28 protein-coding genes and 1 riboswitch are annotated in these 24,987 nt (G+C 38.9%); of the genes, 15 read left to right on the forward strand and 13 right to left on the reverse strand.

What is annotated here, in order from left to right:
• Nucleotides 1-23: 23 nt before the first annotated feature.
• The 7 genes from E4661_RS09635 to E4661_RS09665 all read left to right on the forward strand — a co-directional run bounded on the left by E4661_RS09635 (nt 24) and on the right by E4661_RS09665 (nt 7,680).
• Entirely contained in the window at nt 24-665 is a 642-nt protein-coding gene (locus E4661_RS09635; RefSeq protein WP_136466708.1) for a 4'-phosphopantetheinyl transferase family protein, read from the forward strand.
• A 43-nt stretch (nt 666-708) separates the two neighbouring features.
• Nucleotides 709-969, forward strand: a complete 261-nt coding sequence (locus E4661_RS09640) for a thiamine-binding protein (RefSeq protein ID WP_136466710.1) — start codon at nt 709-711, stop codon at nt 967-969.
• Entirely contained in the window at nt 953-1,591 is a 639-nt protein-coding gene (pnuC, locus tag E4661_RS09645; protein WP_136466712.1) for a nicotinamide riboside transporter PnuC, read from the forward strand. Before E4661_RS09640 ends, pnuC begins: the two co-directional genes overlap by 17 nt.
• Nucleotides 1,546-2,109: an AAA family ATPase gene (locus E4661_RS09650; protein ID WP_136466714.1), complete on the forward strand. Its 564-nt coding sequence runs from the start codon at nt 1,546-1,548 to the stop codon at nt 2,107-2,109. The genes pnuC and E4661_RS09650 overlap by 46 nt, the downstream gene beginning before the upstream one ends.
• A complete protein-coding gene (locus E4661_RS09655) occupies nt 2,106-3,644 on the forward strand; it encodes a DUF4301 family protein (protein ID WP_136466716.1) in 1,539 nt (512 codons plus the stop codon). Before E4661_RS09650 ends, E4661_RS09655 begins: the two co-directional genes overlap by 4 nt.
• Before the next feature lie 659 nt (nt 3,645-4,303).
• Nucleotides 4,304-4,396, forward strand: a riboswitch (TPP riboswitch).
• A gap of 82 nt (nt 4,397-4,478) precedes the next feature.
• Complete coding sequence (locus E4661_RS09660; RefSeq protein ID WP_136466717.1) at nt 4,479-6,641, forward strand: TonB-dependent receptor; 2,163 nt, start codon at nt 4,479-4,481, stop codon at nt 6,639-6,641.
• 40 nt (nt 6,642-6,681) lie between these two features.
• A complete protein-coding gene (locus E4661_RS09665) occupies nt 6,682-7,680 on the forward strand; it encodes a Gfo/Idh/MocA family protein (protein WP_136466718.1) in 999 nt (332 codons plus the stop codon).
• Nucleotides 7,681-7,688: 8 nt separating this feature from the next.
• Here the strand turns inward: E4661_RS09665 and E4661_RS09670 are convergent, their stop codons facing one another.
• Nucleotides 7,689-8,132: a Rieske (2Fe-2S) protein gene (locus E4661_RS09670; RefSeq protein WP_136466721.1), complete on the reverse strand. Its 444-nt coding sequence runs from the start codon at nt 8,130-8,132 to the stop codon at nt 7,689-7,691.
• Between the two features lie 183 nt (nt 8,133-8,315).
• Here E4661_RS09670 and greA point away from each other — a divergent pair, with 183 nt between their 5' ends.
• Nucleotides 8,316-8,792: a transcription elongation factor GreA gene (gene greA / locus E4661_RS09675; RefSeq protein ID WP_136466723.1), complete on the forward strand. Its 477-nt coding sequence runs from the start codon at nt 8,316-8,318 to the stop codon at nt 8,790-8,792.
• Nucleotides 8,793-8,866: 74 nt separating this feature from the next.
• Complete coding sequence (locus E4661_RS09680) at nt 8,867-9,259, forward strand: HIT family protein (RefSeq protein WP_136466725.1); 393 nt, start codon at nt 8,867-8,869, stop codon at nt 9,257-9,259.
• Here the strand turns inward: E4661_RS09680 and E4661_RS09685 are convergent.
• Together E4661_RS09685 and E4661_RS09690 are read right to left on the reverse strand one after the other, a co-directional pair.
• On the reverse strand, nt 9,252-9,602 hold the full coding sequence (locus E4661_RS09685) for a hypothetical protein (protein ID WP_136466728.1): 351 nt from the start codon (nt 9,600-9,602) through the stop codon (nt 9,252-9,254). The genes E4661_RS09680 and E4661_RS09685 overlap by 8 nt on opposite strands.
• Before the next feature lie 4 nt (nt 9,603-9,606).
• The gene (locus E4661_RS09690; protein WP_136466730.1) at nt 9,607-10,755 is read right to left on the reverse strand and encodes a sensor histidine kinase; all 1,149 of its coding nucleotides are present in this window, start codon (nt 10,753-10,755) and stop codon (nt 9,607-9,609) included.
• Nucleotides 10,756-10,878: 123 nt separating this feature from the next.
• Here E4661_RS09690 and E4661_RS09695 point away from each other — a divergent pair, with 123 nt between their 5' ends.
• Genes E4661_RS09695 through aat form a run of 3 tightly spaced genes read left to right on the forward strand, consistent with a single transcriptional unit; the run spans nt 10,879 to nt 13,331 of the window.
• Complete coding sequence (locus E4661_RS09695; protein ID WP_136466732.1) at nt 10,879-11,256, forward strand: DUF3127 domain-containing protein; 378 nt, start codon at nt 10,879-10,881, stop codon at nt 11,254-11,256.
• A gap of 9 nt (nt 11,257-11,265) precedes the next feature.
• Nucleotides 11,266-12,642, forward strand: coding sequence for a short-chain fatty acid transporter (locus E4661_RS09700; protein WP_136466734.1), 1,377 nt, complete (start codon nt 11,266-11,268; stop codon nt 12,640-12,642).
• Between the two features lie 17 nt (nt 12,643-12,659).
• Nucleotides 12,660-13,331: a leucyl/phenylalanyl-tRNA--protein transferase gene (gene aat, locus E4661_RS09705; RefSeq protein WP_136466736.1), complete on the forward strand. Its 672-nt coding sequence runs from the start codon at nt 12,660-12,662 to the stop codon at nt 13,329-13,331.
• 8 nt (nt 13,332-13,339) lie between these two features.
• Here aat and E4661_RS09710 read toward each other — a convergent pair whose 3' ends face one another.
• Nucleotides 13,340-13,903 (reverse strand): DNA-3-methyladenine glycosylase I, encoded by a 564-nt coding sequence (locus E4661_RS09710; RefSeq protein ID WP_136466738.1) that lies wholly within the window; start codon nt 13,901-13,903, stop codon nt 13,340-13,342.
• A gap of 53 nt (nt 13,904-13,956) precedes the next feature.
• Nucleotides 13,957-14,343, reverse strand: a complete 387-nt coding sequence (locus E4661_RS09715; RefSeq protein WP_168796353.1) for a hypothetical protein — start codon at nt 14,341-14,343, stop codon at nt 13,957-13,959.
• A gap of 202 nt (nt 14,344-14,545) precedes the next feature.
• Between E4661_RS09715 and E4661_RS09720 the strand changes: the two genes are divergently transcribed.
• Complete coding sequence (locus E4661_RS09720) at nt 14,546-15,175, forward strand: thioredoxin family protein (protein ID WP_136466744.1); 630 nt, start codon at nt 14,546-14,548, stop codon at nt 15,173-15,175.
• Nucleotides 15,176-15,312: 137 nt separating this feature from the next.
• Here E4661_RS09720 and E4661_RS09725 read toward each other — a convergent pair whose 3' ends face one another.
• The 8 genes from E4661_RS09725 to E4661_RS09760 all read right to left on the reverse strand — a co-directional run bounded on the left by E4661_RS09725 (nt 15,313) and on the right by E4661_RS09760 (nt 21,693).
• On the reverse strand, nt 15,313-15,633 hold the full coding sequence (locus E4661_RS09725) for an antibiotic biosynthesis monooxygenase family protein (protein ID WP_136466746.1): 321 nt from the start codon (nt 15,631-15,633) through the stop codon (nt 15,313-15,315).
• Between the two features lie 4 nt (nt 15,634-15,637).
• Complete coding sequence (locus E4661_RS09730) at nt 15,638-16,105, reverse strand: GNAT family N-acetyltransferase (protein WP_136466748.1); 468 nt, start codon at nt 16,103-16,105, stop codon at nt 15,638-15,640.
• A 147-nt stretch (nt 16,106-16,252) separates the two neighbouring features.
• On the reverse strand, nt 16,253-16,972 hold the full coding sequence (locus tag E4661_RS09735; protein ID WP_136466750.1) for a hypothetical protein: 720 nt from the start codon (nt 16,970-16,972) through the stop codon (nt 16,253-16,255).
• Between the two features lie 80 nt (nt 16,973-17,052).
• On the reverse strand, nt 17,053-17,748 hold the full coding sequence (gene truB, locus E4661_RS09740) for a tRNA pseudouridine(55) synthase TruB (protein WP_136466752.1): 696 nt from the start codon (nt 17,746-17,748) through the stop codon (nt 17,053-17,055).
• A 31-nt stretch (nt 17,749-17,779) separates the two neighbouring features.
• Complete coding sequence (locus tag E4661_RS09745; RefSeq protein ID WP_136466754.1) at nt 17,780-18,574, reverse strand: undecaprenyl-diphosphate phosphatase; 795 nt, start codon at nt 18,572-18,574, stop codon at nt 17,780-17,782.
• A 1-nt stretch (nt 18,575) separates the two neighbouring features.
• A complete protein-coding gene (locus E4661_RS09750; RefSeq protein ID WP_136466757.1) occupies nt 18,576-18,839 on the reverse strand; it encodes a DUF3098 domain-containing protein in 264 nt (87 codons plus the stop codon).
• Between the two features lie 9 nt (nt 18,840-18,848).
• A complete protein-coding gene (locus tag E4661_RS09755; RefSeq protein ID WP_136466759.1) occupies nt 18,849-19,727 on the reverse strand; it encodes a cell division protein FtsX in 879 nt (292 codons plus the stop codon).
• A gap of 91 nt (nt 19,728-19,818) precedes the next feature.
• Nucleotides 19,819-21,693, reverse strand: coding sequence for a T9SS type B sorting domain-containing protein (locus tag E4661_RS09760; RefSeq protein ID WP_136466761.1), 1,875 nt, complete (start codon nt 21,691-21,693; stop codon nt 19,819-19,821).
• 98 nt (nt 21,694-21,791) lie between these two features.
• Here E4661_RS09760 and leuS point away from each other — a divergent pair, with 98 nt between their 5' ends.
• Both leuS and E4661_RS09770 read left to right on the forward strand, forming a co-directional pair.
• Nucleotides 21,792-24,590, forward strand: a complete 2,799-nt coding sequence (gene leuS / locus E4661_RS09765) for a leucine--tRNA ligase (RefSeq protein ID WP_136466763.1) — start codon at nt 21,792-21,794, stop codon at nt 24,588-24,590.
• A gap of 52 nt (nt 24,591-24,642) precedes the next feature.
• A complete protein-coding gene (locus E4661_RS09770) occupies nt 24,643-24,897 on the forward strand; it encodes a SemiSWEET family sugar transporter (protein ID WP_136466765.1) in 255 nt (84 codons plus the stop codon).
• The last annotated feature ends 90 nt before the right edge of the window (nt 24,898-24,987 follow it).

Below are 24,987 nucleotides of genomic sequence, written 5' to 3' on the forward strand. Positions count from 1 at the left end.
ACGAAATCACTTAACTCTTAGTCGTGCCTATTTACAAAACCATAACAATTTCACCAACCACTTCGGTATATATTTGGAAGGTTACCGAGCAGGAAAATGAACTGTCCAAAGGCATAGAGCTAACACCCCATTGCCAAGGTCGAATGGAAGGCATGAAATCGGAAATGCACCGCAGGGCATTTTTAAGTATCAGGCATTTAATGGACCAGGCGGGGTACAAGGACCATGATTTGTATTATGACGATTTTGGCAAACCTCATCTTAAAGACGGCAAGTACATCTCCATAACCCATTCTCGTAATTTTACAGGAATTATCATAAGTGAATCCGATGAAGTGGGCATTGATATTGAGATGCAGCGTGATAAAATTCTAAGGATTGCCAACAAATTCACTCCCTTGCGAGAATACAGAACTTTGGCAAATACAGAAGCGATTATACGAAAGTTAACCATTGTTTGGGGAGCAAAAGAATCTTTGTACAAGATTTATGCGCAGCAAGGCCTCAGTTTTTTAAAACATATCGATGTCATGGATTTTGCCTTTGACGATAGAAGAACGGTGGCTCAAATTCTATATAAAGGCAAAAAATCACATTATGAGGTGGAATTTTTAGAATTCGAAGGGTTTACCTGCGTTTATGCGCTTCGAATGATGGGGGGTTGAAGCTTCTTTTTAGTAGCTTTGCGCTCAAAATCTTACACAATTCATGAATATATCCGTAGAGCTTACCCTGACCCCGCTTCAAGATAATTTTGAACCACCAATTATTGATTTCATTAAAAAATTAAGGGCATCTGGGCTTACCATTTTGGAAAATCCGTTGAGCACACAGGTATACGGAGCTTATGATGAGGTAATGGAGCTGTTGCACTCCGAAATAAAGGAAACTTTTTCAAACTTAGACCATGTGGTATTGACGATGAAGATGGTTAAATCGGACCGAAGCGGGTATGAGCCACATTTTTGATTGGATTTTTTCGCAATACGAAGGAGTTCCCACGCATATTGTAGTATTGGAACTTATAAGTGTGGTTTTTGCATTACTTAGTGTGTGGTATTCCAAAAGAGAAAATATCTTGGTATACCCAACTGGAATCATTGCCACCGGTATCGCCACTTATATTCTGCTGTTTTGGGGGCTTTTGGGTGATACCCTTATCAATGCGTATTATTTTGTTATGAGCATTGTAGGGTGGTATTTGTGGACCCGAAAAGTGGATGAGACTCATTTTGTTCCCATTACAAAAACCACAACTAATGAAAAAAAATGGTCTGTCATTCTTTTCATAGGAACCATTGTGTTTGTTAGTGTTATCTACCTTATTGCTGATAAGTTCAATGTATGGACAGCCTATGTTGATACGATTACAACTGCCATCTTTTTTGTGGGAATGTGGTTGATGGCAAAGAAAAAACTGGAGAACTGGACATACTGGATTATAGGCAATATTATAACAGTACCGTTATATTGGTACAAAGGGCTTATTTTTAGCTCTCTACTATACTTTTTGTTAACTATCATTGCCATTTATGGTTACAAAGCATGGAAGAAAAACTTAGGCAAGAGCCCTCAAACCTTATTAAAGTAGTCCTTTTTGGGCCAGAATCTACAGGGAAGACCACACTTTCCCAACAATTAGCTAGGCATTATAATACCGTGTGGGTTCCAGAATATGCGCGCGAATATTTACAGAACAAATGGAATAACGAGCGCAAAACCTGCGAGCCCCATGATTTGTTGCCAATAGCTGAAGGGCAGATGCGTTTGGAAAATGAACTTTCCAAGAAAACCACAGATTTGCTGATTTGTGACACCGACTTGTTAGAAACCAAAGTATACTCCGAGGCATATTATATAGGGCATTGCGATCCGGTTTTAGAAAAATACGCCCTCCAAAACAAGTATGCCCTATACTTTTTAACCTATATAGATACTCCTTGGGAACCAGATGACTTGAGGGACAAACCCAATGAAAGAGAAGAAATGTTTAAGTGTTTTCATGAAACCTTAGAAAAATATGATAGGAATTTCGTTATCTTGAAAGGAGATAAGAAAACAAGACTTCAAACTGCAATTAACCATATCGATAAACTTCTTCAAACATGAATGATTTAAGTCAACAAGACTTGGCCCAAATGGAAAAAAAGGGCATTTCCCAGTCAAAAGTTGAAAACCAAATAGCAACCTTCAAAGCTGGTATACCATTTGTGAACCTTGAAAAAGCTGCGGTAGTTTCAGATGGCATTTTAAGGTTTTCGCAAGATGAGCAAAAGGAACTTATCCAATTTTTTGAAGATGAAAGAGGAGGGTTAGATCTGCTGAAATTTGTGCCTGCGTCCGGGGCTGCTTCACGTATGTTCAAGGCTATGTTCAATTTCTTGGACACTTACGATGCTACAAAAGAAAAGCTATCCGACTATATAGAACGAATGGGTGATGCTGCTGTTCAACAGTTTTCAGATAATATGGAGAACCTTCCTTTTTATGACTTGATCATGGAAAGAATTTCGGGCAAGACTTCCAATAAAGATGAGGAAGTTTATCTTTTTGTAAAAGAAATGTTGGTGGCTGATGGGTTAAATTATGGTTTTTACCCGAAAGGACTACTTCCTTTTCATAAGTATGATGCTGGAAGCGCCACCCCATTTGAAGAACACCTAAAAGAAGCCTCCCTATATGCTAAAACTGATGGGAAGGCCAATCTACACTTCACAATTTCGGAACAGCATAATGAAATGTTCAAAAAAGAGCATGCAAGTGCTGCACCAAAGGTTTCAACAACAACAAATACTGAATTTAACGTTACCTATTCCAATCAAAAGCCTTCCACAGATACTATTGCCGTTGACATGCAGAATCAGCCGTTTAGGAACAATGATGGATCACTATTGTTTAGACCGGGAGGTCATGGGGCATTGATTGAAAACCTGAACGATCAAGATGCAGATGTTGTTTTTATCAAAAACATAGACAATGTTGTAATAGATGAAAACTTGAATAAAGTTGCGAACAGTAAAAAAATGTTGGCTGGGGTATTGCTAAAAGCGCAGACCAAGGCATTTCAATATGCCGATGAAATCGAGGTGGGGAATCTTTCAAAGGAAAAAATGACGGAAATAAAGTCCTTTTTAGAAAGCGAGCTGAATGTTAGAATACCGCAGGATTATGACAGCCTAAATCTAGAAGAACAACTGGAAGTGTTGAAAACGAAAATTAACCGTCCCGTCAGAGTATGTGGAATGGTAAAGAATGAGGGTGAACCAGGAGGAGGGCCTTTCTGGATTGAAGATGAAGGTGGAAATGTTTCGCTACAAATCATCGAATCTGCCCAAATTGATACTTCCAACAAACAGCAAGCTTCAATTCTAAAGAATTCAACCCATTTTAACCCGGTAGATTTGATTTGTGGAATTCGCAACCATAAAGGGGAGAAATACAACCTTTTACATTTTGTCGATACCAAGCAAGGGTTTATTACAGGAAAGACCAAAGAAGGAAAGGAATTAAAAGCTTTGGAGCTACCAGGGTTGTGGAACGGAGCCATGGCCTTTTGGAACACCATTTTTGTTGAGGTTCCTTTAGTCACTTTCAACCCCGTTAAGACAGTGAACGACCTTTTAAAGCCTACGCATCAGATATAGGAGTTTAATAGTTTTAGGCATAATACAACCGCTACTGTCAAAGAAGCGGTTTTTTTGTGACCTTTTTTTAAAAGCGGTGTCCAATGTATTGAAAAGGACGTATAGGTAGACATAGGGTGAAAAGGATTTCATGAAAAATATATAATTCTACTAGGTCTGGACCTAGTATTTTTGGTTGGTTGATTTGGTTTTTAAGGTCGCACTTTGTGCGACCTTTTTCTTTGTGACTTTAAGTAATAAAAGGTGTCTAATAAATATGAGGAGTTATTTGGAATGAAGGCTTTCTAGACGTCGGTGTCTAGATTTTTTGGTTGGCAGGAGGGCTGTGCTTGCACGGTCCTCCTTTTTTGTGACCAAAATAAAAAAGAGGTGTCTAAAGAATTGGAACACTAGCTAAAAATATGTTATTCGAAATAGTAATTGTAATGGGTTTGGTATCATTTCTGGTTGCTTCTTTTTTAGTGATAGTGATACCTCATTTAAATCGTGAATACAAAAAAACCAAAAGAAAGAAAATGGGATAATGCTATGCAAACACTAACCTTTGCGTTATCCATGACGCCCCAGCATTGCTGGTAAGTTGAAAAGGCTGCTTCGGCAGCCTTTTATATTTATGCAATCTTTTGTTATGAAAAACCAATAACCGGTATTACATTTGCGGCATCTCAAAGGGGTGCTTTTTATAAAGGCTGAGATTATACCCAATGAACCTGGGCGGGTAATGCCGCCAAGGGATTGCGCAAGGCGCATCTTGGAATTTCAATGTTTCTATTGAAACAAAATCATTTTAACTAACAAGAATAATAGCCCCTTTTATTCGTAAATTTTTTACGGATGAAGACAACTTTATTCACAACTTTGGCCCTTATAGGGCTGGCACTGGTAACTAGTGCACAACAATCACCAACAGACTCACTAGAAGGTAAAAAAATCGTACTTGACGAAGTGTTGGTTCAGGCAATTCGGGTGACCAAAGAATTTCCTATTACATTTTCTGATTTGGACAAGGATGAAATTGCCCCTAGAAATTTGGGGCAAGACATTCCCATTTTGATGAACTTTTTACCTGCTGTGGTCACTACTTCCGACGCAGGTGCGGGAATCGGTTACACAGGTATTCGTGTTCGGGGAAGTGATGCGACAAGGGTAAATGTAACCATTAATGGTATCCCTTACAATGATGCCGAATCTCAAGGTACTTTTTGGGTAAACATGCCCGATTTTGCCTCTTCTACCGAAAGCCTTCAACTTCAACGCGGTGTTGGGACATCTACCAACGGAGCTGGTGCCTTCGGGGCAAGTTTGAACCTTCTAACGGATGCTTTTTCTGAAGATGCCTATGCTAGAATTTCTTCATCCGTCGGGAGTTTTAACACCTTGAGGAACAACTTTAAATTTAGTACGGGTCTGTTAAATAACAATTTTGAAATTTCGGGCAGATTGTCCCGGATAACTTCAGATGGTTATATTGATAGGGCAAGTTCAGAACTGGAGAGCTATTTTCTACAAGGAGCTTATAAGGATGAAAACACCTTGATTAAAGCGTTACTTTTTGGAGGGCACGAAATTACCTATCAAGCTTGGAATGGAATCACGCTAGACCAACTAAAAACCGACAGAACATTTAATTCCGCTGGATTATATACAGATGAAAATGGAAATGTTCAATTTTATGAAAGAGAAGAAGACAACTACAAGCAAGACCATTTTCAATTGCATTGGAATGAAACCATCAGTCCAACATGGAGCTCCAATATTGCTTTGCATTATACAAGAGGGCGTGGTTTTTTTGAACAATTTAGGGAAGATGATAGTTTTTCGACCTATGGTTTTGAACCATTGACGGTAAATGGAGAGACCTTAGATGAAACGGACCTTATTAGAAGAAGGTGGTTGGATAATGATTTTTATGGTGCGGTAGCATCCATTAATCATAAAAAGGATGACCTTGATTTAATACTTGGAGGGGGTTACAATATTTACAAAGGAGATCATTTCGGTGAAGTAATCTGGGCGCGTTTTGCCTCGGAAAGCAATATTCGCGATCGTTATTATGAGGACAACTCCACAAAGACTGATTTCAACATATATGCAAAGGCCAATTATAAGCTGAATAATAAATGGTCAGTTTTTTGGGACCTGCAATACCGAGGAGTGGGTTATGAAGCCAATGGTGAGGACACAGGGTTGGTGGATGACACCTTCAATTTTTTTAACCCAAAAGCAGGGATTACTTTTGATTTGAATCCTAATAACAACTTTTATTTTTCCTATGCTGTGGCTAATAGAGAGCCCAATCGAAACGATTATGAGAATGGAGATCCAAGGCCAGAACGTTTAAATGATTTTGAACTTGGATGGCGTTATGTTTCCCCATCATTTCAATTGAATACCAATATATATTATATGAGTTACAAAGACCAATTGGTTCTTACGGGTGAATTGAACGATGTAGGAGGTTCTTTGAGAGCTAATGTAGATGATAGCTATCGCCTTGGACTTGAAATCGACGCAAATATTCAATTGGGAAGCAAGTTCTTTATTAGTCCCAATGTAGCCCTAAGCGACAATAAGATCAAAAACTTGAACATAGAAAGGGATGGCGTTTCAAGAAATCTGGGGAACACCAACATTTCCTTTTCCCCAAATATTATCGCGGGTAATCGTTTTACTTTTTCCCCCAATGAAAATATACAATTGTCCTTGTTGAGTAAATACGTTGGGGAACAATACTTAAGCAATACAGATACTGAGGCTTCGAAATTGGATGGATATTTCACTACGGACTTTAACATTCAGTATGAGATAGATTTCAACAGCGTCTTCAAATCCATTGTGTTGTCTGGGCTTGTAAACAATGTATTCGATGCAAGATATGTATCGAATGGTTACACGTATTTAGATTATTTCTCAAACCCGGGAAATACTTTCGAAGTACAGGGTTATTACCCTCAGGCAGGAATCAACTTTTTGTTAGGGGCTACCGTTAATTTTTAGATAACATTATTTTTTGGGGGATTCTGTACTTTTATAAACTATGACAGAATCCCTCAAATTTTTTGATAAGACTCCGATTCGATGGGGCGTAGTTGGCTGTGGTAGCGTGGCCGAAAAAAAGAGCGTTCCAGCATATCAGATGACCTCAGGCTTTCAGGTACAAATGGTTATGCGCCGAGATGCTAATAAAGCTAAGGATTATGCTTTAAGGCATAATGTCTCTCACTGGACCACCGATGCCAATGAGGTAATCAAAAACCCTGATATAGATGCTATATATATAGCAACCCCTCCCGATTCGCATAAATTTTATGCACTTCAAGTGGCGGAAGCGGGAAAACCTTGCTGTATTGAAAAACCAATGACCCCAACTTTTCAAGACAGTTTGGTGGTTTATGAAACGTTCAAAACAAAAAACATACCGCTGTTTGTTGCCTATTATCGAAGGTCTTTGCTAAGGTTCAATAAAATAAAAGATTGGTTGAATGAAGGCAAGATAGGTGAGGTCAGACATATTCATTGGCAAAAAACCAAACCTCCGAATGATTTGGATTTGAGCGGTGAATATAACTGGAGGACGGATAAAAAAATAGCTCTTGGGGGGTATTTTGATGATTTGGCAAGTCATGGTTTAGACCTTTTTACATATTTGTTGGGAAATATTAAAAGTGCCAACGGCTTGGCCATAAACCAGCAAAATTTGTATTCTGCTTATGATGCTGTCACCGCCTCATGGATTCACGAAAATGGAATTACAGGAGAGGGAAATTGGAACTTTGGAACATTTCATCGTGTGGATAAAGTCGAAATATTCGGTTCCAAAGGGAAAATCACGTTCTCTGTATTGGATGAAGCACCTATTGAACTTGAAAATGAAGAAGGTAGCCAAACTTTGGAAATTCCACATCCCGAACACATTCAGCAATTTCATGTTGAAAACATTAGAAAACACCTATTCGGGAAAGGCCAACACCCTTCACAAGGGAAATCGGGACTTCATACAAGCTGGATCATGGATTGCATTCTCCAAAAAAAATAACCAATGGGTCAATTGGAGACAATAACAGTGTTTCCGCTTTGAGTCGCACGATAAAAAAGTAAGTCGTAGTATCGGTTGCCATCATCAGGTCTATTTAATAATTGACCTGTAAAAAGACTATACGTATAATTGTCACATGGACAAACGGCATTCTGTCCGTCAATCATCATGGTTGAGCAACTGTTGGGTGCATGGTTGGGGCAACTGGCTTCCCACGCCACATACTGCGAGCCACTTAAGCCAGCCTTCATAACAAAAATACCTCTGATTCCCACGCCGGCGTTAGGTATATAATCGGGGTTTCCAATATTGTTCAATTCAAGGTAAGATGGAAGGTTTAGGTTAACATCAAACCTAAAATTCACTTCCAGAAGATAAGGATTACGGTTTGTACTGTCTGTTGAACAGGAAATTAAAGCTAGCAGTAAAATAGACCTCCAGAGGCTTCTCATAGTTTGGATTTGAACGCTTTACTTTGGCAAAAGTGAACAAAAAATGGCTATATTTGCGTTAAATCCTCGCAAAAAAGCTGTGCAAGGCATGGTGTTCGTTGAGGATTTTTTCTATTTGGTAAAAAATACATTGGGAAAATCCAGGATTTTCTTCGATGCTGTCTTGCATTAAAAAATGACGATATGAGCAAAGTATCTTATTATACGGCCGAAGGACTTAAAAAGTTAAAAGAGGAATTGAACCATCTAAAGGATGTGGAAAGACCTAAGGCATCCCAAGCCATTGCAGAAGCCAGGGATAAAGGAGATTTGTCTGAGAATGCTGAATATGATGCAGCCAAGGAGGCGCAGGGTCTTTTGGAAATGAAAATATCCAAGATGGAAGAAACATTGTCCAATGCTAGGTTGATTGACGAATCTCAACTTGACACGTCAAAAGTGCTGGTACTTTCAACGGTTAAACTTAAAAATCAAGCCAATGGTATGGAGATGAAATATACCTTGGTAGCAGAGAGTGAGGCTGATCTTAAAGCAGGAAAAATATCTGTTACCTCTCCAATAGGTAGGGGATTGTTGGGAAAATCGGTGGGAGATGTGGCGGAGATACAAGTGCCCAATGGAACCTTAAAGTTCGATGTTTTAGAAATCACTAGAGAATAGACTTTACAAAATCGCTATATTTAATCCCGTCGAGAGACGGGATTTTTTTTTGAACCTACCAAACTAACACCGACATGTCAAGTATTTTTACCAAAATCATCAATGGCGAGATTCCTTGTTACAAAATCGCTGAAGACGAGGATAATTTTGCTTTTTTGGACATTAACCCGAATGCAAAAGGGCATACTTTGTGTATTCCTAAAAAGGAAGTGGATAAAATCATGGATCTTGATGAGGTTTCGTATATGAAGTTAATGGCATTTTCTAGAAAAGTTGGAAAGGCCATAGAGGCAGCGGTACCTTGCAATAGGGTTGGAATGTCCATTATTGGTCTTGAAGTTCCCCATGTGCATGTACATATGATTCCTCTACAAAGCATGAAAAATGCCACATTTCAGCACAAGGAGACTTTAACTCAGGAGGAATTTGAGAAAACGGCTATGGAAATTAGGGGGTTTCTTAAATAAAACCTTCTAAATAGAAATAGATAAATGCAGAAACCGCACCGATAAAAAGAATCAACAAAACAAAGAATAGTGTGGTGAATCTTACCGAAGGTCTGTCTGGTGTAACCAATTTATTATAATAATCAAAAACCCGTTCAATATCTTCGGTCCAGTTTACAGGATAAATTACTGAATAGCATTTTCTACATTTTATTTCGTGGATAACATCGCCTGTGGTCCTATGAAAGAAAGGATTGTAGGTATGTTTTTGGTAAAAAGAGAGTTTTAAGTCCTGGTTAAAACATTCAGGACAATTGTTGGTCAGCTCTGCTTCTTTGATGGCAATTCTTTTTTCCTTGGCCATAACCCTAACTGTTTGCTTTCAAGGAAATTTGCATGATTGTTCCTTCTTTACTTGACGAAAGTACTTTAATTTTTCCTTTATGGTACTCTTCCACAATTCTTTTAACAAGGGAAAGCCCCAATCCCCAGCCTCGTTGTTTCGTGGTTACGCCTGGATTAAAAATGGATTGAAAATCACTTTTTGGGATTCCTCGACCCGTATCCGAAACCAAAATATTGACGTTTTGGCCTTTTTTTTCAATTTGAATGGCAATGCTACCCTTCCCTTTCATGGCATCAATTCCGTTTTTGACCAAATTTTCAATACTCCAGTTAAAAAGTGGAGGGTTCAGAAGCACTGGCAACTGTTCAATATCCGAACTAAACGAAAAATTGACCAATTTGGAGCTTCTACGTTTCAAATATTGGAAAGCTTTTTCTGTTTCGGCCACAATATCGTACTCATCGAGCTCAGGGATTGACCCAATCTTTGAGAAACGCTCCGTAATGGTCTGCAACCGTGTTATATCTTTTTCTATTTCCTTAGTGATGTCCTGATTAATATTTTCAGATTTCAATAATTCATTCCATCCCAAAAGAGAAGTCAGTGGAGTGCCAATTTGATGTGCGGTCTCTTTCGCCATTCCGGCCCAAAGCTTATTCTGTTCCGATGCCTTATTAATTCGGAAGAAAAAGAAAATAACAGCACCAAAAAGAAAAATAATCAGCAAAAGTGCCAATGGGTAGTACCTAAGCTTGTTGAGCACCTCCGAATTTCCGTAATACAGAGTTTCCAAAAGTTCACCCTCTTGAATAATATGAATCGGCTCATTTTCACTGGCGAATTGCCGTATTTTTTTTTGGATGTATATACTGTCCGAAGCCTTTTCGGTAGGAATATTATGGGTTTTTATGGTTCCCTCCTCATTGACCAAAATCATGGGCGTTGAGGTATTGTTTCCCATGACCTTCAAGGTTAAATTACCCATTTCTTGATCAACGGAAAACTGAATGAGTTCCAATTGTGCGGTGGCCCAAATTTCCATCTTCAATCGCTCTTCTTCCTTAAACTTTTTAAAAAAGCTGTTGGTATTCCAAAGAATAAGGCTCACTATAATAAAAGCGGAAACCAAAAGAATAATATTGGAAGCCTTCTTTTTTGGGTTGAAGTTCATTTTTGGGCAAATTGATTTTAAAGATAACGGAAAAAGTAAAGTTTTGTTGATAGTTCTTCATAAGATATCCTTTAAAAGGAGGTCATTTTATGTACATTTGGGGCTTATTGAAAAGTAAAATACATGGAAGTTCAGGGAAGAATTAAAATGATAGATGAGACCAAAACTTACGGTAACAATGGTTTCAGAAAAAGAGAAATGGTAGTAACCACTGAGGAGCAATATCCCCAACACATTTTAGTCGAATTTGTGCAGGACAAATGTGATTTGTTGAATTCCTATAACGTTGGCCAAATGGTCAAGGTTAGTATTAACTTAAGAGGGAGAGAATGGGTGAACCCTCAAGGAGAGACCAAATATTTTAATTCTATCCAAGGATGGCGTGTTGAAAACCTAGAAGGGGCGCAAGGCAATGAAAATATGCCTCCAGTACCTCCCATGGAAGCATTTGAGCCTGCAGATGACCTCAATGAAGAGGATCACGACGATTTGCCATTCTAATTCATTTTGGTGGGCCTTACCAAGGTCATAGAGAACACTTTTAGAAGGTATTTGCCTTCCCCATTTACCATTGCAGTTCTTTTAACCTTGCTGACTATTGTGTTGGCCCTAATTTTTACAGAAAATACCTCCGAGAACAATCATCTGATATCCATTCTTTCGTATTGGGAAAATGGAATATGGAACAGCAGCCTTTTGGTTTTTGCCTATCAGATGATGCTCATTTTGGTGCTAGGGCATGTTCTTGTTCTTAGTAAGCCCGTAGAAAGATTGATTCTTCGAATTACAAGTTTTGTGAAAGACACGTCAGGCGCTGCCGTCCTCGTGGCCTTGCCAACCATGTTGGTTTCTTTCTTCAATTGGGGTTTAGGACTCATTTTTGGTGCAATTTTGGCCCGGAAAGTCGGTGAATACGCCCAAAATCATAATATTCCCATAAACTATCCCCTGATTGGAGCCTCTGGTTACGTAGGGTTAATGGTGTGGCACGGGGGAATAAGCGGATCTGCTCCTATTAAAGTATCCGAATCGGGGCATTTGCAAGAATTAATGGGGAATATCACAAATCAATCTGTATTGAATCAACTGCCAGAAACCATTTCCACTTCGCTAACAGTTTTCAGTAGTTGGAATTTGATACTCTTTCTTACGGTCTTAATTGCAATTGGCACACTAGTTTATTTCTTGGGTAAGAAGACCAATCCACATACAACGACTCTAAAGGAATACAAATTCCAATCTGTGGATAAAAAAAATCTGGAAGGCGCCGAAAAGTTGGACTATTCTAAAATTGCCACTTCTCTCTTCGGTGGACTGATTTTGTTGACATTCTTGTTTCAATATTCACCAGCTTTACGGTCGTTGAACATTACCCCGAACATGCTCAACTTTTTTATGTTAGGATTGGCCATTGTTCTGCACGGAAGTTTTAAAAGCTTTCTGATTGCCGTGGAAGAGGCCATTGGGGACACTGCTGGCATTTTGATTCAGTTTCCACTTTATTTTGGAATTATGGGAATAATGGGAAGCAGTGGAATGATTAACAGTATCTCTGATTTTTTTGTATCTATTAGTAACGCCACCACTTTGCCAATCTTTACTTTTTTGAGTGCTGGTCTTGTAAACATTTTTGTGCCGAGTGGAGGTGGGCAGTGGGCCATACAAGGGCCTTTGGTGTTGGAATCATCACTGCAGTTGGGAGTTCCTTTACCAAAAGCGGTGATGGCTTTGGCTTACGGGGACCAAATAACTAACATGTTGCAACCCTTTTGGGCACTACCTCTTTTAGGGATTACAAAGTTAAAGGCCAAAGAAATACTGCCCTATACACTGCTTTTTATGTTGTTGGGAAGTCTTATCTACATCTTAGGGCTTCTGATTTTTTAGATGATTTGGGTAACTTTATGGAAAATTGTGTTTTGGATAAGGATTCAAAAAATATCCCATTGACTTTTTTAGGCGATCGATTGGAGTTTCCACCAGTTGAAAATGCAAATGAAGATGGCTTACTCGCAGTTGGGGGGGACTTATCTCCTGAACGACTGATTTTGGCCTATAAAAATGGAATATTTCCATGGTTCAATGAAGATGCACTTATTTTATGGTGGAGTCCGGACCCTCGAATGGTACTCTTTCCTGACCGTATCAAGATTTCCAAAAGTATGCGTAAAGTGATACGGAGCAATCAATTTTCAATAACCCAGAACCGCAATTTCGAAAAAGTACTTGACCATTGCGCAAAAATTAAACGAAAAGGACAGGATGGCACATGGATTACCTCAAAAATGAAAGAAGCCTATATGGAACTATTTCGTTTGGACATTGCCAAGTCATATGAGGTTTGGGAAAAGGGCAAATTGGTAGGGGGATTATACGGTATAGACCTTGGTCATGTATTTTGTGGTGAGAGTATGTTCAGCACAGTGCCTAATGCTTCTAAATTTGCGTTTATTAAAATGGTTCAAGAATTGCAGGGTAAAAACTATAAGTTGATAGATTGTCAGGTACACACCGATCACTTAGAAAGCTTGGGTGCTGAATTGATTTCCAGGGAAAAACTCTTAAAAATGTTGTAGTTGATATTTTAAACCTCCTTATATCGAAAACAACCGACTTCATGATCATTCACCATTCCGGTAGCCTGCATATGAGCATAAACAACCGTGCTTCCCACAAATTTAAAACCCCGCTTCTTTAGATCTTTACTTATCACATCGGATAAAGGGGTGGTGGCAGGGCAATCCTTATAGTTTTTCCATTTGTTTTTAATGGGTTTACCGTTCACAAACCCCCAGATGTAGTTACTGAAACTGCCAAATTCCTTTTGGACTTCCATAAAAGCCTTAGCATTTGAAACCGTTGCGTGTACCTTGAGCTTATTCCGTATGATTCCCGGGTTGTTGAGCAATTCATCAATTTTGGATTGGTCATACTTGGAAATCTTTAGATAATCAAAATTGTCAAAGGCTTTTCTGAAATTTTCACGCTTCTTCAGCACGGTTATCCAACTTAGACCGGCTTGAAAAGTCTCCAAAATTAAAAATTCAAAAAGTGTAGGGTCATCCTTAACCGGAACTCCCCATTCTTTATCATGGTAATCTTCGTAAAGTGAATCACCTTCGCACCAACCGCAGCGATGTTTGTTCATATGAAGTTTTTACTAAAATAGGATTTTAAAATGGTGTTGACGGCAAATAAGAATTAGCTGGATTCTTCCTGAACCTTAACACCCTTCTTTACAATTACTAATTCTCCGTTGTTAAGGGCATTTTCCAAATCTGCCGTAAACGTTTTGTAAATTCTAAAGAACTTTCGATCATTGGTTCTTTTAAAAGTTATCTGGGTCTTTGCCCCATACACTATGTCCGTAACGATAACACGAGAATTTTGAAGAGAAGATAAATTGGCAATCCCCCCTCTTTTTATAATAAAGTTTTTACGGGGTACATTAATATGCCGATAAGAAGCCGCTTTTGGCTGGCCAAGCACTAATTCATCACCGATTTGCACTTGAATCTCTTGATTGTTTTGAGCTTGCACGGAACATATCATGACAACCCCTATTAGAAAAAAATAAGTTAGTTTCATACACTCGGCTTAAAGGTTAAACGGAATACTCAAAGTTATAATTTTATTGGCACCTATTAAAGAAACTAATTCTCCGATAAACTTGTAAAACGTTAGTTTGAAAGGGGTGTATGGCATTGTAAGGTTTGTAAAAATAAACCTACCAATGACCGAAGTCAGATTTTTTGGATTTTTTGCAGTTTAACTTTGGAAAAAACATGACATGGAAGTAGTGGAAAAAAATATTTCGGAAAAACAGCTGAAGCTCGTTCAAAATGGAATCTCAAAAGGGATGAACTATGCTTCATATAGGGATTTGGTAAGCGATTTGGCAAAGAACAGACAGACTACAGGGGAGGAGCAGTTGGAATCGTTGATCAATTATACCGAGCTCAACGATCGTCGCATGAAGCGCTGGGACAAAACCTTGAAAATTCCTACCGAGGTGCAAGAAAAGATTTCCCGAATCAATTCCAAGCTTACTTTTTTGGTGTTGAGTGAAAGTTGGTGTGGGGATGCCGCGCCAAGTTTACCTGTATTGAATAAAATCGCGGAGCTAAATCCGAATATCGATTTGAAAATCGTATTGCGGGATGAAAATCTGAAGTTGATGGATGAATTTTTGACCAACGGTTCCCGCTCCATTCCCAAAGTGATGGTTTTTGACGAGCATGCCCAAGAGGTCATTGGCGAATGGGGTCCAAGACCTAGTATCGCCACCCAAATGGTAGAGGATTATAAAAAGGAGCACGGCCATTTGGATGCACAATTCAAGCAAGACCTACAAGTTTGGTACAATAAAGATAAGGGGCAGAATACTTTGGAAGATATAACCAACCTGCTTTTGGATTAAAATTTGTTTTAAGGGTACACTTATCGTTCTGTGCTGCGTCTTGTTGTGTGGTTAAGCAACTAACTTACCAAAAATGGAACGAACCAAAGGAAAAATCTGTAGGATTTTCAGAGTAGACTGGAACCTAGCAATTATTTTTACACTTTGTTAGTTGTTGTTTTTTTCATTTCAAAGGTTGTTTCAAAATGTTCAACAACAGGAAAAGGGTCATAATAATGGTGTAAAATTTCTTTCCAATGTTTATATTGTTCCGTTTCTCTAAATCCGATTGTGTGGTCCTCTAATTTATTCCACTCAACAAGCAGAATATATTTATTGGCTTGTTCCAAACATCTTTTCAATTTATGATTTAAATATCCGTCTATAGAACTAATATATTTGCTCGCTTTTTTAAAGTCGGTCTCGAATTGATTTTCTAGTCCTTTTTTTACTTCGAGTATCGCTACTTCTAAAATCATTTGTTTAAATATTGTTAAAGGTCATTATCCACAGATCACGTGGATTACTATCTTTTTTAGCTTGTATCCTTTTTTCTTTTAAGAAACCTTGGGATTTATATAGTCCAATTGCCTTTTTGTTGTCAGAGTAAACATCAAGCCAAATTTTGTCCGCTTTATATTTCTCGAAACAAATCTTTTTAACCAATTCTATCGAATCTTTTCCATAACCAAATCCTTTTTTCGAAACAACAATTCGTCTAAATTCAATCGCTTTTTTTGGATCGGAAATTCCAGCAAGAATTATGTGTCCAATTAGCTCATTATTTTCTTTCTTAAATATAGACAAATGGCATTCGTTTTCTAGTATTTGTTCATGTTCAGAAATATTATATTGTTGGATGTATTTACAATTATCCCTTTCGAATTCCATTATTTTTTCAAGGTCTTCGTAAACAGTTCTCTTAATTATTATTTTGTCTGTTTGTTCCATTTTCCAAATAACAGCTAACTAAAAGGATATGAATCGGTTTCTAATGATTTTTATTCAACGATAAGTGAAGTTAGCGAAATTCAACTAAAGATGCCAAGGGGAAGTGACGAGCACGCGTTTCAATCGATGTAAAGAAAAACAGGTGGCTTACTTACTTTGAAACAAATAAGTTATGGTACCAATTTGAGAAGCTTTGGAATCTGTATTAAAACGAGCCTTATATGCATATGCAATGGCATTATCCACCAAACAACCGTTACTGGTGCCAGAACTACTATCGTTAAATGAGGCTTCGATTACGTAGCCATTGGAGTCAACCTTAATATTGATGACTACTTTACCGCCCTCGATGCAGGTATAAATGGGAGGAGGAAGTACATAGGCATTTCTGTCGATCAAAGAATAGGAAATGGAAGTACGTTTGTCTTTCAAATTATTCGTGAATTCTTCCTTTTGCGTCTCGCGTTCACTCAATTGTTGTTTTTTTTCTTCGCGTTTTGAGGCAAGTTCTTTGAGTTGCTCTGAAAATGCACCATCAGCATCGGAAAATTCACTGGCATCACTATTCAAAGCTCGTTCTTCCTGGAGTTCTTCTAAGGTCTTCAAAGGTTCTGGGCTTTTAACGGAAGGTTTGGCAGTTTCGTTGAAAGCCATATGGCTTTTAATGGGATCATTGTTGGCCAGCTCGTCCAAACGTTCTTCCTCTTCTTTAAGCAGTTCCTCGATATCTTCATCCGCCAGACTCATTTCAATAACGTATTCCTCCTCCTGCATGCCCCCTAGGTGAATGTTGAACAACAACAACACAATTATGGACATAGAGAAAAAAGTTATTAAAAACGATAACTGGTTTCTGTTCAGATTCATAGTCCTATTATAACCTTTTTTTTATAAAATTATTTTATAGGATTCTTAGGTAAACTCAGGTTTTTAAAGGAATTAATGAGCTACTGCACCAATAGATTTTCCTTAAAATCCAAAGGATCCACAGCATTAACTACGTTGAAATCACCTATTTTGGTTCTTCTAAGACCAGATAAGTATGCTCCAGATTGGAGTGCTTTGCCAAAATCATGGGCCAAAGAGCGAATATAGGTTCCTTTGCTGCAAACGACCCGGAAACCAATATGCGGCAATTTAATTTGGGTGATTTCAAACTCGAGTATTTGAATTGACCTTGGCTTGATTTCAACTTTTTTACCTTCCCGAGCCAACTCATATAGGCGCTTTCCGTCTTTTTTTAAGGCTGAAAACACAGGAGGAATCTGCTCTATGGTACCCAAAAACTGTTGGGCCGTGGTTTGGATGAGCTCTTCGGTGATATGATCAATGGAAAAGGACTGATCTATATCTGTCTCAAGATCATAGGATGGCGTGGTAGCCCCTAAAGAGAATGTTCCTATGTATTCTTTGACTTGCCCTTGTAGTTCTGGAATTTTCTTGGTGAACTTTCCTGTGCAAATAATCAATAAACCTGTTGCCAATGGGTCCAAGGTACCGGCATGCCCAATTTTTATCTTTTTCAGGTCAAATTTTTTTCGGATTGCCCATTTAAGCGCATTTACCGCCTGAAACGATGACCATTCCAACGGTTTATCGATTAATAGAATCTGTCCGTTTAAGAAATCTTCCTTGGTCTTCAAGAGTTAAGGTTTTGGATCAAAGGTATAAATATCACCCCCAAATGCTCCAGGCAATGGCAATAAGACCTACAATAACACAATAAATGGCGAAGTAAGAAAGCTTGCTTTGACGCACCAGTTTAATCATCCAAGTACAAGCGGCCAACCCGGCAATAAAGGCGGCCACGAATCCTGCTCCCATTGCAATTGCTTGATCACCTACAAAATTGACGTCACCACTTAAAAGGTCTTTGGCCATTTTTCCAAAAATCAGGGGAACAACCATCAAAAAAGAAAAACGAGCCGATTTTGACTTATCTACCCCCAATAAAACCGCAGCCGAAATGGTAGCACCACTTCTTGAGATACCGGGCAATATAGCAACTGCCTGGGCCATTCCGATTACAAAAGCGCTTCGGTACGAAACTCCCTTGTCCGTGGTTTTTGCCAAATCTGCCAAATACAAAAGGAATCCGGTAATGAGCAACATAATACCAACGATGATGATGGCGCCATCAAAAAAGACTTCAAGAAAATCTTCTAAAAAGAAACCGACCAAAGCTGCCGGAATCATGGAAATAATGATTTTAAGGGAAAACTGTGTTTCTTCGTTCCATTTGAATTGAAAGAGCCCCTTAAAAATATCGATGACATCTTTTCTAAATACGATAATTGTACTTAAAGCTGTTGCAAAATGAAGAACCACAGTAAACAAAAGGCTTTCTTCGGGAAGTGAATCTGCTCCCAAGATGGCCTTTCCAAGTTCTAAATGTCCACTGGAAGAAACAGGTAAAAACTCGGTAAGCCCTTGAATGATCCCAAGGATAATAGCATCAATGATTTCCAAACTATTTCTTGTTTTTGTTAGGGTTCAACAAAATGGCATATACCTGAATACCTAAACCAATGAGCACCAAAGTGGGTGCCAGTCGGATTCTTCTAAAACTATAGATATCAGGATTGAATACATTGGGGTCATCACTTCCGCCGCCACTCATTAAAATAAACCCTAGGGCAATCAGCGCCAATCCGATAAAAAGAAAAGTGTAATTTTTCTTTTGAAATATAAACTCTTTGCTCGGTTTTTGTACCTGTTTATTTTTCTTACTCATGTTGTAAAGTTAATAATAAAGATCATCTGTCCTTAAATTCAGGAAACGTTGTGTTGCAATATGGGTGCTTAACCAAGAAATTAGCACTCCAAGCCCGAAAATGCCGATAAACAAAATTATTAGAACAACCATATCTTGAAAGATGTTCAATTCAGGAAATGTTGCGTTCACGTAATACAGCACTATTCCCAGAGCAAGAAGTGCAATTACAGCACCGAACATTCCTAGTTTTATATTAGTCCATACAAAGGGTTTTCGTATAAATGTTTTAGTGGCTCCAACCATTTGCATAGTCTTTATTATAAACCTTTTTGAATAAATGGAAAGCCTTATTGAACTATTGATTAAAAGCACTGCTATAAGTGTGAACACAGCGCAGGCAATCAGAATCCAAAGACTGATTTTTTTGACATTGTCATTGAGCAATGAAATCAAGGGTTTATCGTAGCTTACTTCGTCTACATAAGTTTTGGCGGCAAGCTCATCCGCTATTTCTCCAATTTGGATGGGTGAAACATAGTCGGCCTTTAAATTTACGTCAATGGAGTTTTTAAGTGGGTTATACCCTAAGAACTCAATAAAATTTTCACCAATGTCTTCACTATATTCCTCTGCAGCATCTTCTTTTGATACAAAATTTGCCGATTTTGTATAATCGGCCATGGCCAAACTTTTTTGCAATTGTTCAATCTCCACAGGTTTAGCATTGTCCTTTAGAAAAACTGAAACTGTTATTTGTTCCTTGAAATGATCAGCCAGTTTTTTTGTGTTTAGTACCAAAAGTCCCAATACCCCTAGTAAGAAAAGCACGAGGGCAATACTTAAGACCACGGAGAAATAGGAAGAGATAAGCTTTCTACGCTGATATCGTTCAATATATTGGGCCATAGGGTAAAATCAGTACGTAAAAATAGAAAAGTATATAACAATAAACTTAATAATTCTTTATTCTGGAAGTATTTTAGTTTTTGTTATAGGTTTAGCGCTTCAGTGCAAAATGTCCTTTAAAGAGATATTCCCCAATTTTTACTGTATACCAATAGTCTGAAGCGGGTAATGGTTTATTATTGAAGGTGCCGTCCCAAGAATAGCTTGTGCTTGTTGATTGGGCAATAAGCTTTGAGGTGCGATCAAAAATACTAATCTCAAAATCATTGAAACCTTCTATACCTTCAGGTTTAAAACTGTCATTATAACCATCACCATTCGGAGTGAAGAACTTGGGAATGACCAAATGGACAAAAGGATGGCTAACAGCTCCACAAAGCGTTTTTTCCTTGATATATGCTGTGTAAATTCCCCCCTGTAGATTTTCGAAATAAGGACTATCTTGATAATCAAAACCATTTAGGGAATACTCAAAATTCCCAGAATTTTCAAGAAAAATGGTCAAATCTCTATGGTTTGAAACAATACTTTCAACAACAGGTTTGTCAATTTGTTTGATTTCTATTGTTTTGGTCGAGCTGCAACTATTTCCGTCAGTCACTTTAACCGTATAAGTCCCTGGACTATCAATAGATATTTCTTGAGTGGTTTCCCCAGTGTTCCACAAATAGGACATATTGGAAAGGTCAGCTGATAAGGTAAGGCTTTCTCCTTCACATAAAACTAGTGCTTCATCTTGCAAAACAGGCAAAGCGTTATAAGTGATTGAAATTGCAGTTCTGGTATCGGAAAAGCATCCTGCAATTTTGGTGACCGCTTCGGCATAATAAGTGCCACTTACAGGAGTTTGATATGACAAAGTGCCCGCATCCAATAGATTTCCTCCAATGGGAGCATCATACCAATTTATGGTTATCCCATCTGGTACGGACGCGGTGACGATTCCGTTTTCTCCTTCACAAAAAGCAACGTCCCCTCCAGAAATCGGTGAAACAGGTTTTCCTTCAACAACGACGCTGAAAACATCGGAAACGGTATTGCATTTTGAATTGGAAACATTAATTGCATCTTCAGCCACTTTCACACGATAATAGGTATTTCCAAAAATCAAAGGGGTTGTATAGGTTTGATTGGTTTCACCTACGATATCTGTCCAAGCAACGGAATCAGTGCTTTCTTGCCATTGGTAGAAGTGTGTGTTATATACTGAAAAATCTGGATTGGCGTCTAATACAATGGAAGTAGGGCCATCTTCTTGGCACAGCCCTCGTATCATGGTGTTGTCCTGTTCATCCGTTAACGTAATGCTGTCCCCACAGGTTTTAAACACTATGTCATCAATAGCCAGATCGTTACCACAGCCCCCTGCTCCATTGTTGAGCATTTTTAGAATAACTGAAGTTTGTGTAGGCTGTGTTTGAAATACCAATCCATACTGTTTCCAAGTCGGGGATGTACTTCCAAAAATGTTCCCCGTATCACCAGAGGCCAGTAGATTGGTGTCTGTGTCATCCCAAATTTGAAATTTAACATTTATAGGAATGCCTCCATTCGGACAACCCGATGTGGATGGTAACAGATTCATGAGCCACGAGGAGAACTCGTAAGATGTGTTTTCGCAAAGTCCGTCAATAGTGCGCCTAAAAAATTCGCCAGGAGTATGGCTTGCATTCACAATAAAGGCTTTTCCATTAGAGTCGCCAGATGTATGGTCATCGATGTTGAACCAATCAAAATAGGGGGTGGAGCTGGCTATGGTGTAACTACCATCAAAGGGTTGGCCATTGACATAAGTGTAGGTGGTAGATCCAGCAGGTAAAGCCGGACCATTGCCGACTCCGGCACCAAAGGTTTCTGTAAAAATAGGATCTCCGGAGTTACCATTGCAAAAGCCTAATTGTGCTTCAACGTGATATGCGCACAATCCAAAATACAATATGGAAAATACAAGGGGGATTTTACGCAATGGTTCTCATATTTGGGGCATTTCAGGACACGCATTTTATCTTTTTCGCTTTGCGTGATTAAACCTATTTTTGCCAAATCAAAGGAGTAAGATATAAAATGAATTACAATTTCAGGGAAATCGAGGCCAAATGGCAGAAGTATTGGGCAAAAAACCAAACATTCAAAGCTAATAATGGTTCGGACAAACCAAAATATTATGTGCTGGACATGTTTCCTTATCCTTCGGGAGCTGGATTGCATGTTGGGCATCCTCTTGGTTATATCGCGAGTGATATATACGCCCGTTATAAAAGACACAAAGGTTTTAACGTGTTGCATCCAATGGGATACGACTCCTTCGGGCTTCCTGCCGAACAGTACGCTATCCAAACTGGACAGCATCCGGCAATAACAACTGAAACCAATATCAAGCGTTATCGGGAGCAGTTGGACCAATTGGGCTTTTCATTTGATTGGGATAGGGAAGTACGCACATCAAATCCTAAATACTACAAATGGACGCAGTGGGTGTTTATCCAGTTGTTCAACTCTTGGTATAATAAAACATCAAATAAGGCCGAGGATATTTCAAACCTGATTTCAATATTTGAAAAAGAAGGTAATGCAGTTGTTGATGCCGTATGCGATGACGATGTTTCAGCGTTTACCGCCGAAGATTGGACAAGTTTTTCAGATAAGACCAAACAAGAAATCCTTTTAAAGTATAGATTGACATATTTGGCAGATGCAGAAGTGAACTGGTGCCCGGCCTTTGGAACCGTTCTGGCCAATGATGAGGTGGTGAATGGGGTTTCGGAACGAGGAGGATATCCTGTGATTCGAAAGAAAATGACACAATGGATGATGCGCATTGCTGCTTATGCGCAACGTCTGCTAGATGGATTGGATACGATTGATTGGCCGCAACCTTTGAAAGATTCCCAAACCAACTGGATTGGACGGTCCGAAGGGGCACATGTTGAATTCAAGGTTAAAGGTTCCGATGATATTATTTCTGTCTTTACCACTCGACCGGATACCATTTTCGGGGTGAGTTTTATGACTTTGGCTCCTGAGCATGAACTTGTGGCCAAAATCACAACTTTAGAACAAAAAGCTGAGGTGGATGCCTATGTTGAAGCTACGGCCAAACGTTCAGAACGTGATCGTATGGCTGATGTAAAAACCATTTCAGGGGTATTTACTGGGGGCTATGTCGAACATCCATTTACCAAAGAGCCTATCCCTATTTGGATTGGCGATTATGTGTTGGCCAGTTATGGAACAGGAGCCGTAATGGCGGTTCCTTGCGGGGATCAGCGCGATTACGATTTTGCAAAGCATTTTGATATTCCAATTCCAAATATTTTTGAGGGAATTGATATTTCTGAAGAAGCTTTTGCCGATAAAGCGAACACGATTATTGCCAATTCTGATTTTTTGAATGGACTTTCCTATAAAGATGCCACAAAGAAAATCATTGAAGAGTTGGAAAAGATCGGCCAGGGTGAAGGCAAGATCAACTACCGTCTTCGCGATGCTGTTTTTAGTCGTCAGCGCTATTGGGGAGAACCATTTCCTGTTTATTATGTGAATGGAATGCCACAGATGATTGCTGATGAACATTTGCCGTTGGAATTACCCGAAGTGGAAAAATATCTTCCTACTGAAACAGGGGAGCCTCCACTCGGAAATGCTTTGGTTTGGGCTTGGGATACAGAAAAATGCACAGTGGTCAATAATCAGTTGATTAATAACGAGACGGTTTTTCCACTAGAATTGAATACCATGCCCGGTTGGGCAGGGAGTTCCCAGTACTTTAACCGTTACATGGACCCTAAAAATAACAAGGAAATATATTCCCAGGAAGCCATTGGTTATTGGCAAGATGTAGACCTTTATATTGGTGGTAGTGAGCATGCCACAGGACACTTGTTATACTCTCGTTTTTGGCAGAAATTCTTGTTTGACAAAGGTATTGCTCCAAAAGATGAGTTTGCAAAGAAGCTTATCAATCAGGGGATGATTACTGGAACGAGTGCTTTTGTATATAAAGATTTAGATTCCAATAAGGTGTTTTCAAAAGGCCTAAAAGCCAACCACAATGTTATTCCTATTCACGCAGATGTGTCAATGGTTAATGCTTCGGATGAACTAGATATTGAAGCTTTCAAAAAATGGCAACCTGAATATAAAGATTCAGAATTCGTTCTTGAAGATGGGAAATATATTGTTGGAAGAGAGGTCGAAAAAATGTCAAAATCCAAATACAACGTTGTAAACCCCGATGCCATTTGTGAGGAATACGGGGCGGACTCGTTGCGTTTGTACGAAATGTTCCTTGGCCCATTGGAGCAATCCAAACCGTGGAACACGGCGGGTATTACCGGAGTGCATTCTTTCTTTAAAAAACTTTGGAAGCTATATGCCGCGATTGAAGACAAAGAACCGACAGCCGACAATTTGAAAACCTTGCATAAGACCATCAAAAAAGTGGAAGAAGATATTGAAAACTTCTCCTTCAACACTTCGGTGTCCACCTTTATGATCTGTGTGAATGAATTGACTGCCCAAAAATGCACCAGCAAAGCCATTTTGGAGCCATTGGTTATTTTAGTGTCGCCCTATGCGCCACATATTGCGGAAGAGCTGTGGGAAAAATTGGGTCATGATGAATCCATTTCAGAAGCTTCCTTTCCAAAGTTTGAAGAAAAGTATCTTGTGGAAAGCAGTAAGGAGTATCCAATTTCCTTCAATGGGAAAATGCGCTTTAAGTTGGAACTGCCATTGGATATGGGCAAAGATGATATAGAAGCCGCGGTTATGGCTCATGAAAAGACTCAAGCGCAATTACAAGGGCGTACGCCTAAAAAGGTAATTGTGGTGCCAGGGAAGATTGTGAATATTGTTGGGTAAAAACAAAATCCATACTTGACGCTGTCTAAGTAGGACATAAATACTCTAGTGAATGGATGTTACCGAAATTATTGGTCTACTAGCGGCTACTTTGACAACAGCTGCCTACGTTCCTCAGGTTTTTAAAGCATGGAAGAATAAATCTACCAAGGACATTTCTTGGGCCATGTATTTTGTAATGTTCGTTGGTGTTATGCTGTGGTTATATTATGGCATGGCTATTGGTAGCCTTCCTGTGGTTTTGGCCAATGCCGTAACCGGAATACTTATTGTTTTTGTCATCATTCTCAAGTCAAAATATCGATAAGCTGAAAACCAATAACTAGCAAATTGTCAGTGTTAGGGTAATGGCGGGGTTTTTGCAGTATTGTTGGTATATTTATAAGACTAAAACGAA

This window comes from Flagellimonas onchidii, assembly GCF_004804315.1.
GTDB lineage: Bacteria > Bacteroidota > Bacteroidia > Flavobacteriales > Flavobacteriaceae > Flagellimonas > Flagellimonas onchidii.

Bases quoted from the DNA above. Each gene is read 5' to 3' on its own strand.
- E4661_RS09640 (WP_136466710.1), top strand. From the start codon at position 709: ATGAATATATCCGTAGAGCTTACCCTGACCCCGCTTCAAGATAATTTT.
- pnuC (WP_136466712.1), top strand. From the start codon at position 953: ATGAGCCACATTTTTGATTGGATTTTTTCGCAATACGAAGGAGTTCCC.
- E4661_RS09650 (WP_136466714.1), top strand. From the start codon at position 1,546: ATGGAAGAAAAACTTAGGCAAGAGCCCTCAAACCTTATTAAAGTAGTC.
- E4661_RS09655 (WP_136466716.1), top strand. From the start codon at position 2,106: ATGAATGATTTAAGTCAACAAGACTTGGCCCAAATGGAAAAAAAGGGC.
- E4661_RS09660 (WP_136466717.1), top strand. From the start codon at position 4,479: ATGAAGACAACTTTATTCACAACTTTGGCCCTTATAGGGCTGGCACTG.
- E4661_RS09665 (WP_136466718.1), top strand. From the start codon at position 6,682: ATGACAGAATCCCTCAAATTTTTTGATAAGACTCCGATTCGATGGGGC.
- E4661_RS09670 (WP_136466721.1), bottom strand. From the start codon at position 8,132: ATGAGAAGCCTCTGGAGGTCTATTTTACTGCTAGCTTTAATTTCCTGT.
- greA (WP_136466723.1), top strand. From the start codon at position 8,316: ATGAGCAAAGTATCTTATTATACGGCCGAAGGACTTAAAAAGTTAAAA.
- E4661_RS09680 (WP_136466725.1), top strand. From the start codon at position 8,867: ATGTCAAGTATTTTTACCAAAATCATCAATGGCGAGATTCCTTGTTAC.
- E4661_RS09685 (WP_136466728.1), bottom strand. From the start codon at position 9,602: ATGGCCAAGGAAAAAAGAATTGCCATCAAAGAAGCAGAGCTGACCAAC.
- E4661_RS09690 (WP_136466730.1), bottom strand. From the start codon at position 10,755: ATGAACTTCAACCCAAAAAAGAAGGCTTCCAATATTATTCTTTTGGTT.
- E4661_RS09695 (WP_136466732.1), top strand. From the start codon at position 10,879: ATGGAAGTTCAGGGAAGAATTAAAATGATAGATGAGACCAAAACTTAC.
- aat (WP_136466736.1), top strand. From the start codon at position 12,660: ATGGAAAATTGTGTTTTGGATAAGGATTCAAAAAATATCCCATTGACT.
- E4661_RS09710 (WP_136466738.1), bottom strand. From the start codon at position 13,903: ATGAACAAACATCGCTGCGGTTGGTGCGAAGGTGATTCACTTTACGAA.
- E4661_RS09715 (WP_168796353.1), bottom strand. From the start codon at position 14,343: ATGAAACTAACTTATTTTTTTCTAATAGGGGTTGTCATGATATGTTCC.
- E4661_RS09720 (WP_136466744.1), top strand. From the start codon at position 14,546: ATGGAAGTAGTGGAAAAAAATATTTCGGAAAAACAGCTGAAGCTCGTT.
- E4661_RS09725 (WP_136466746.1), bottom strand. From the start codon at position 15,633: ATGATTTTAGAAGTAGCGATACTCGAAGTAAAAAAAGGACTAGAAAAT.
- E4661_RS09730 (WP_136466748.1), bottom strand. From the start codon at position 16,105: ATGGAACAAACAGACAAAATAATAATTAAGAGAACTGTTTACGAAGAC.
- E4661_RS09735 (WP_136466750.1), bottom strand. From the start codon at position 16,972: ATGAATCTGAACAGAAACCAGTTATCGTTTTTAATAACTTTTTTCTCT.
- E4661_RS09750 (WP_136466757.1), bottom strand. From the start codon at position 18,839: ATGAGTAAGAAAAATAAACAGGTACAAAAACCGAGCAAAGAGTTTATA.
- E4661_RS09755 (WP_136466759.1), bottom strand. From the start codon at position 19,727: ATGGCCCAATATATTGAACGATATCAGCGTAGAAAGCTTATCTCTTCC.
- leuS (WP_136466763.1), top strand. From the start codon at position 21,792: ATGAATTACAATTTCAGGGAAATCGAGGCCAAATGGCAGAAGTATTGG.
- E4661_RS09770 (WP_136466765.1), top strand. From the start codon at position 24,643: ATGGATGTTACCGAAATTATTGGTCTACTAGCGGCTACTTTGACAACA.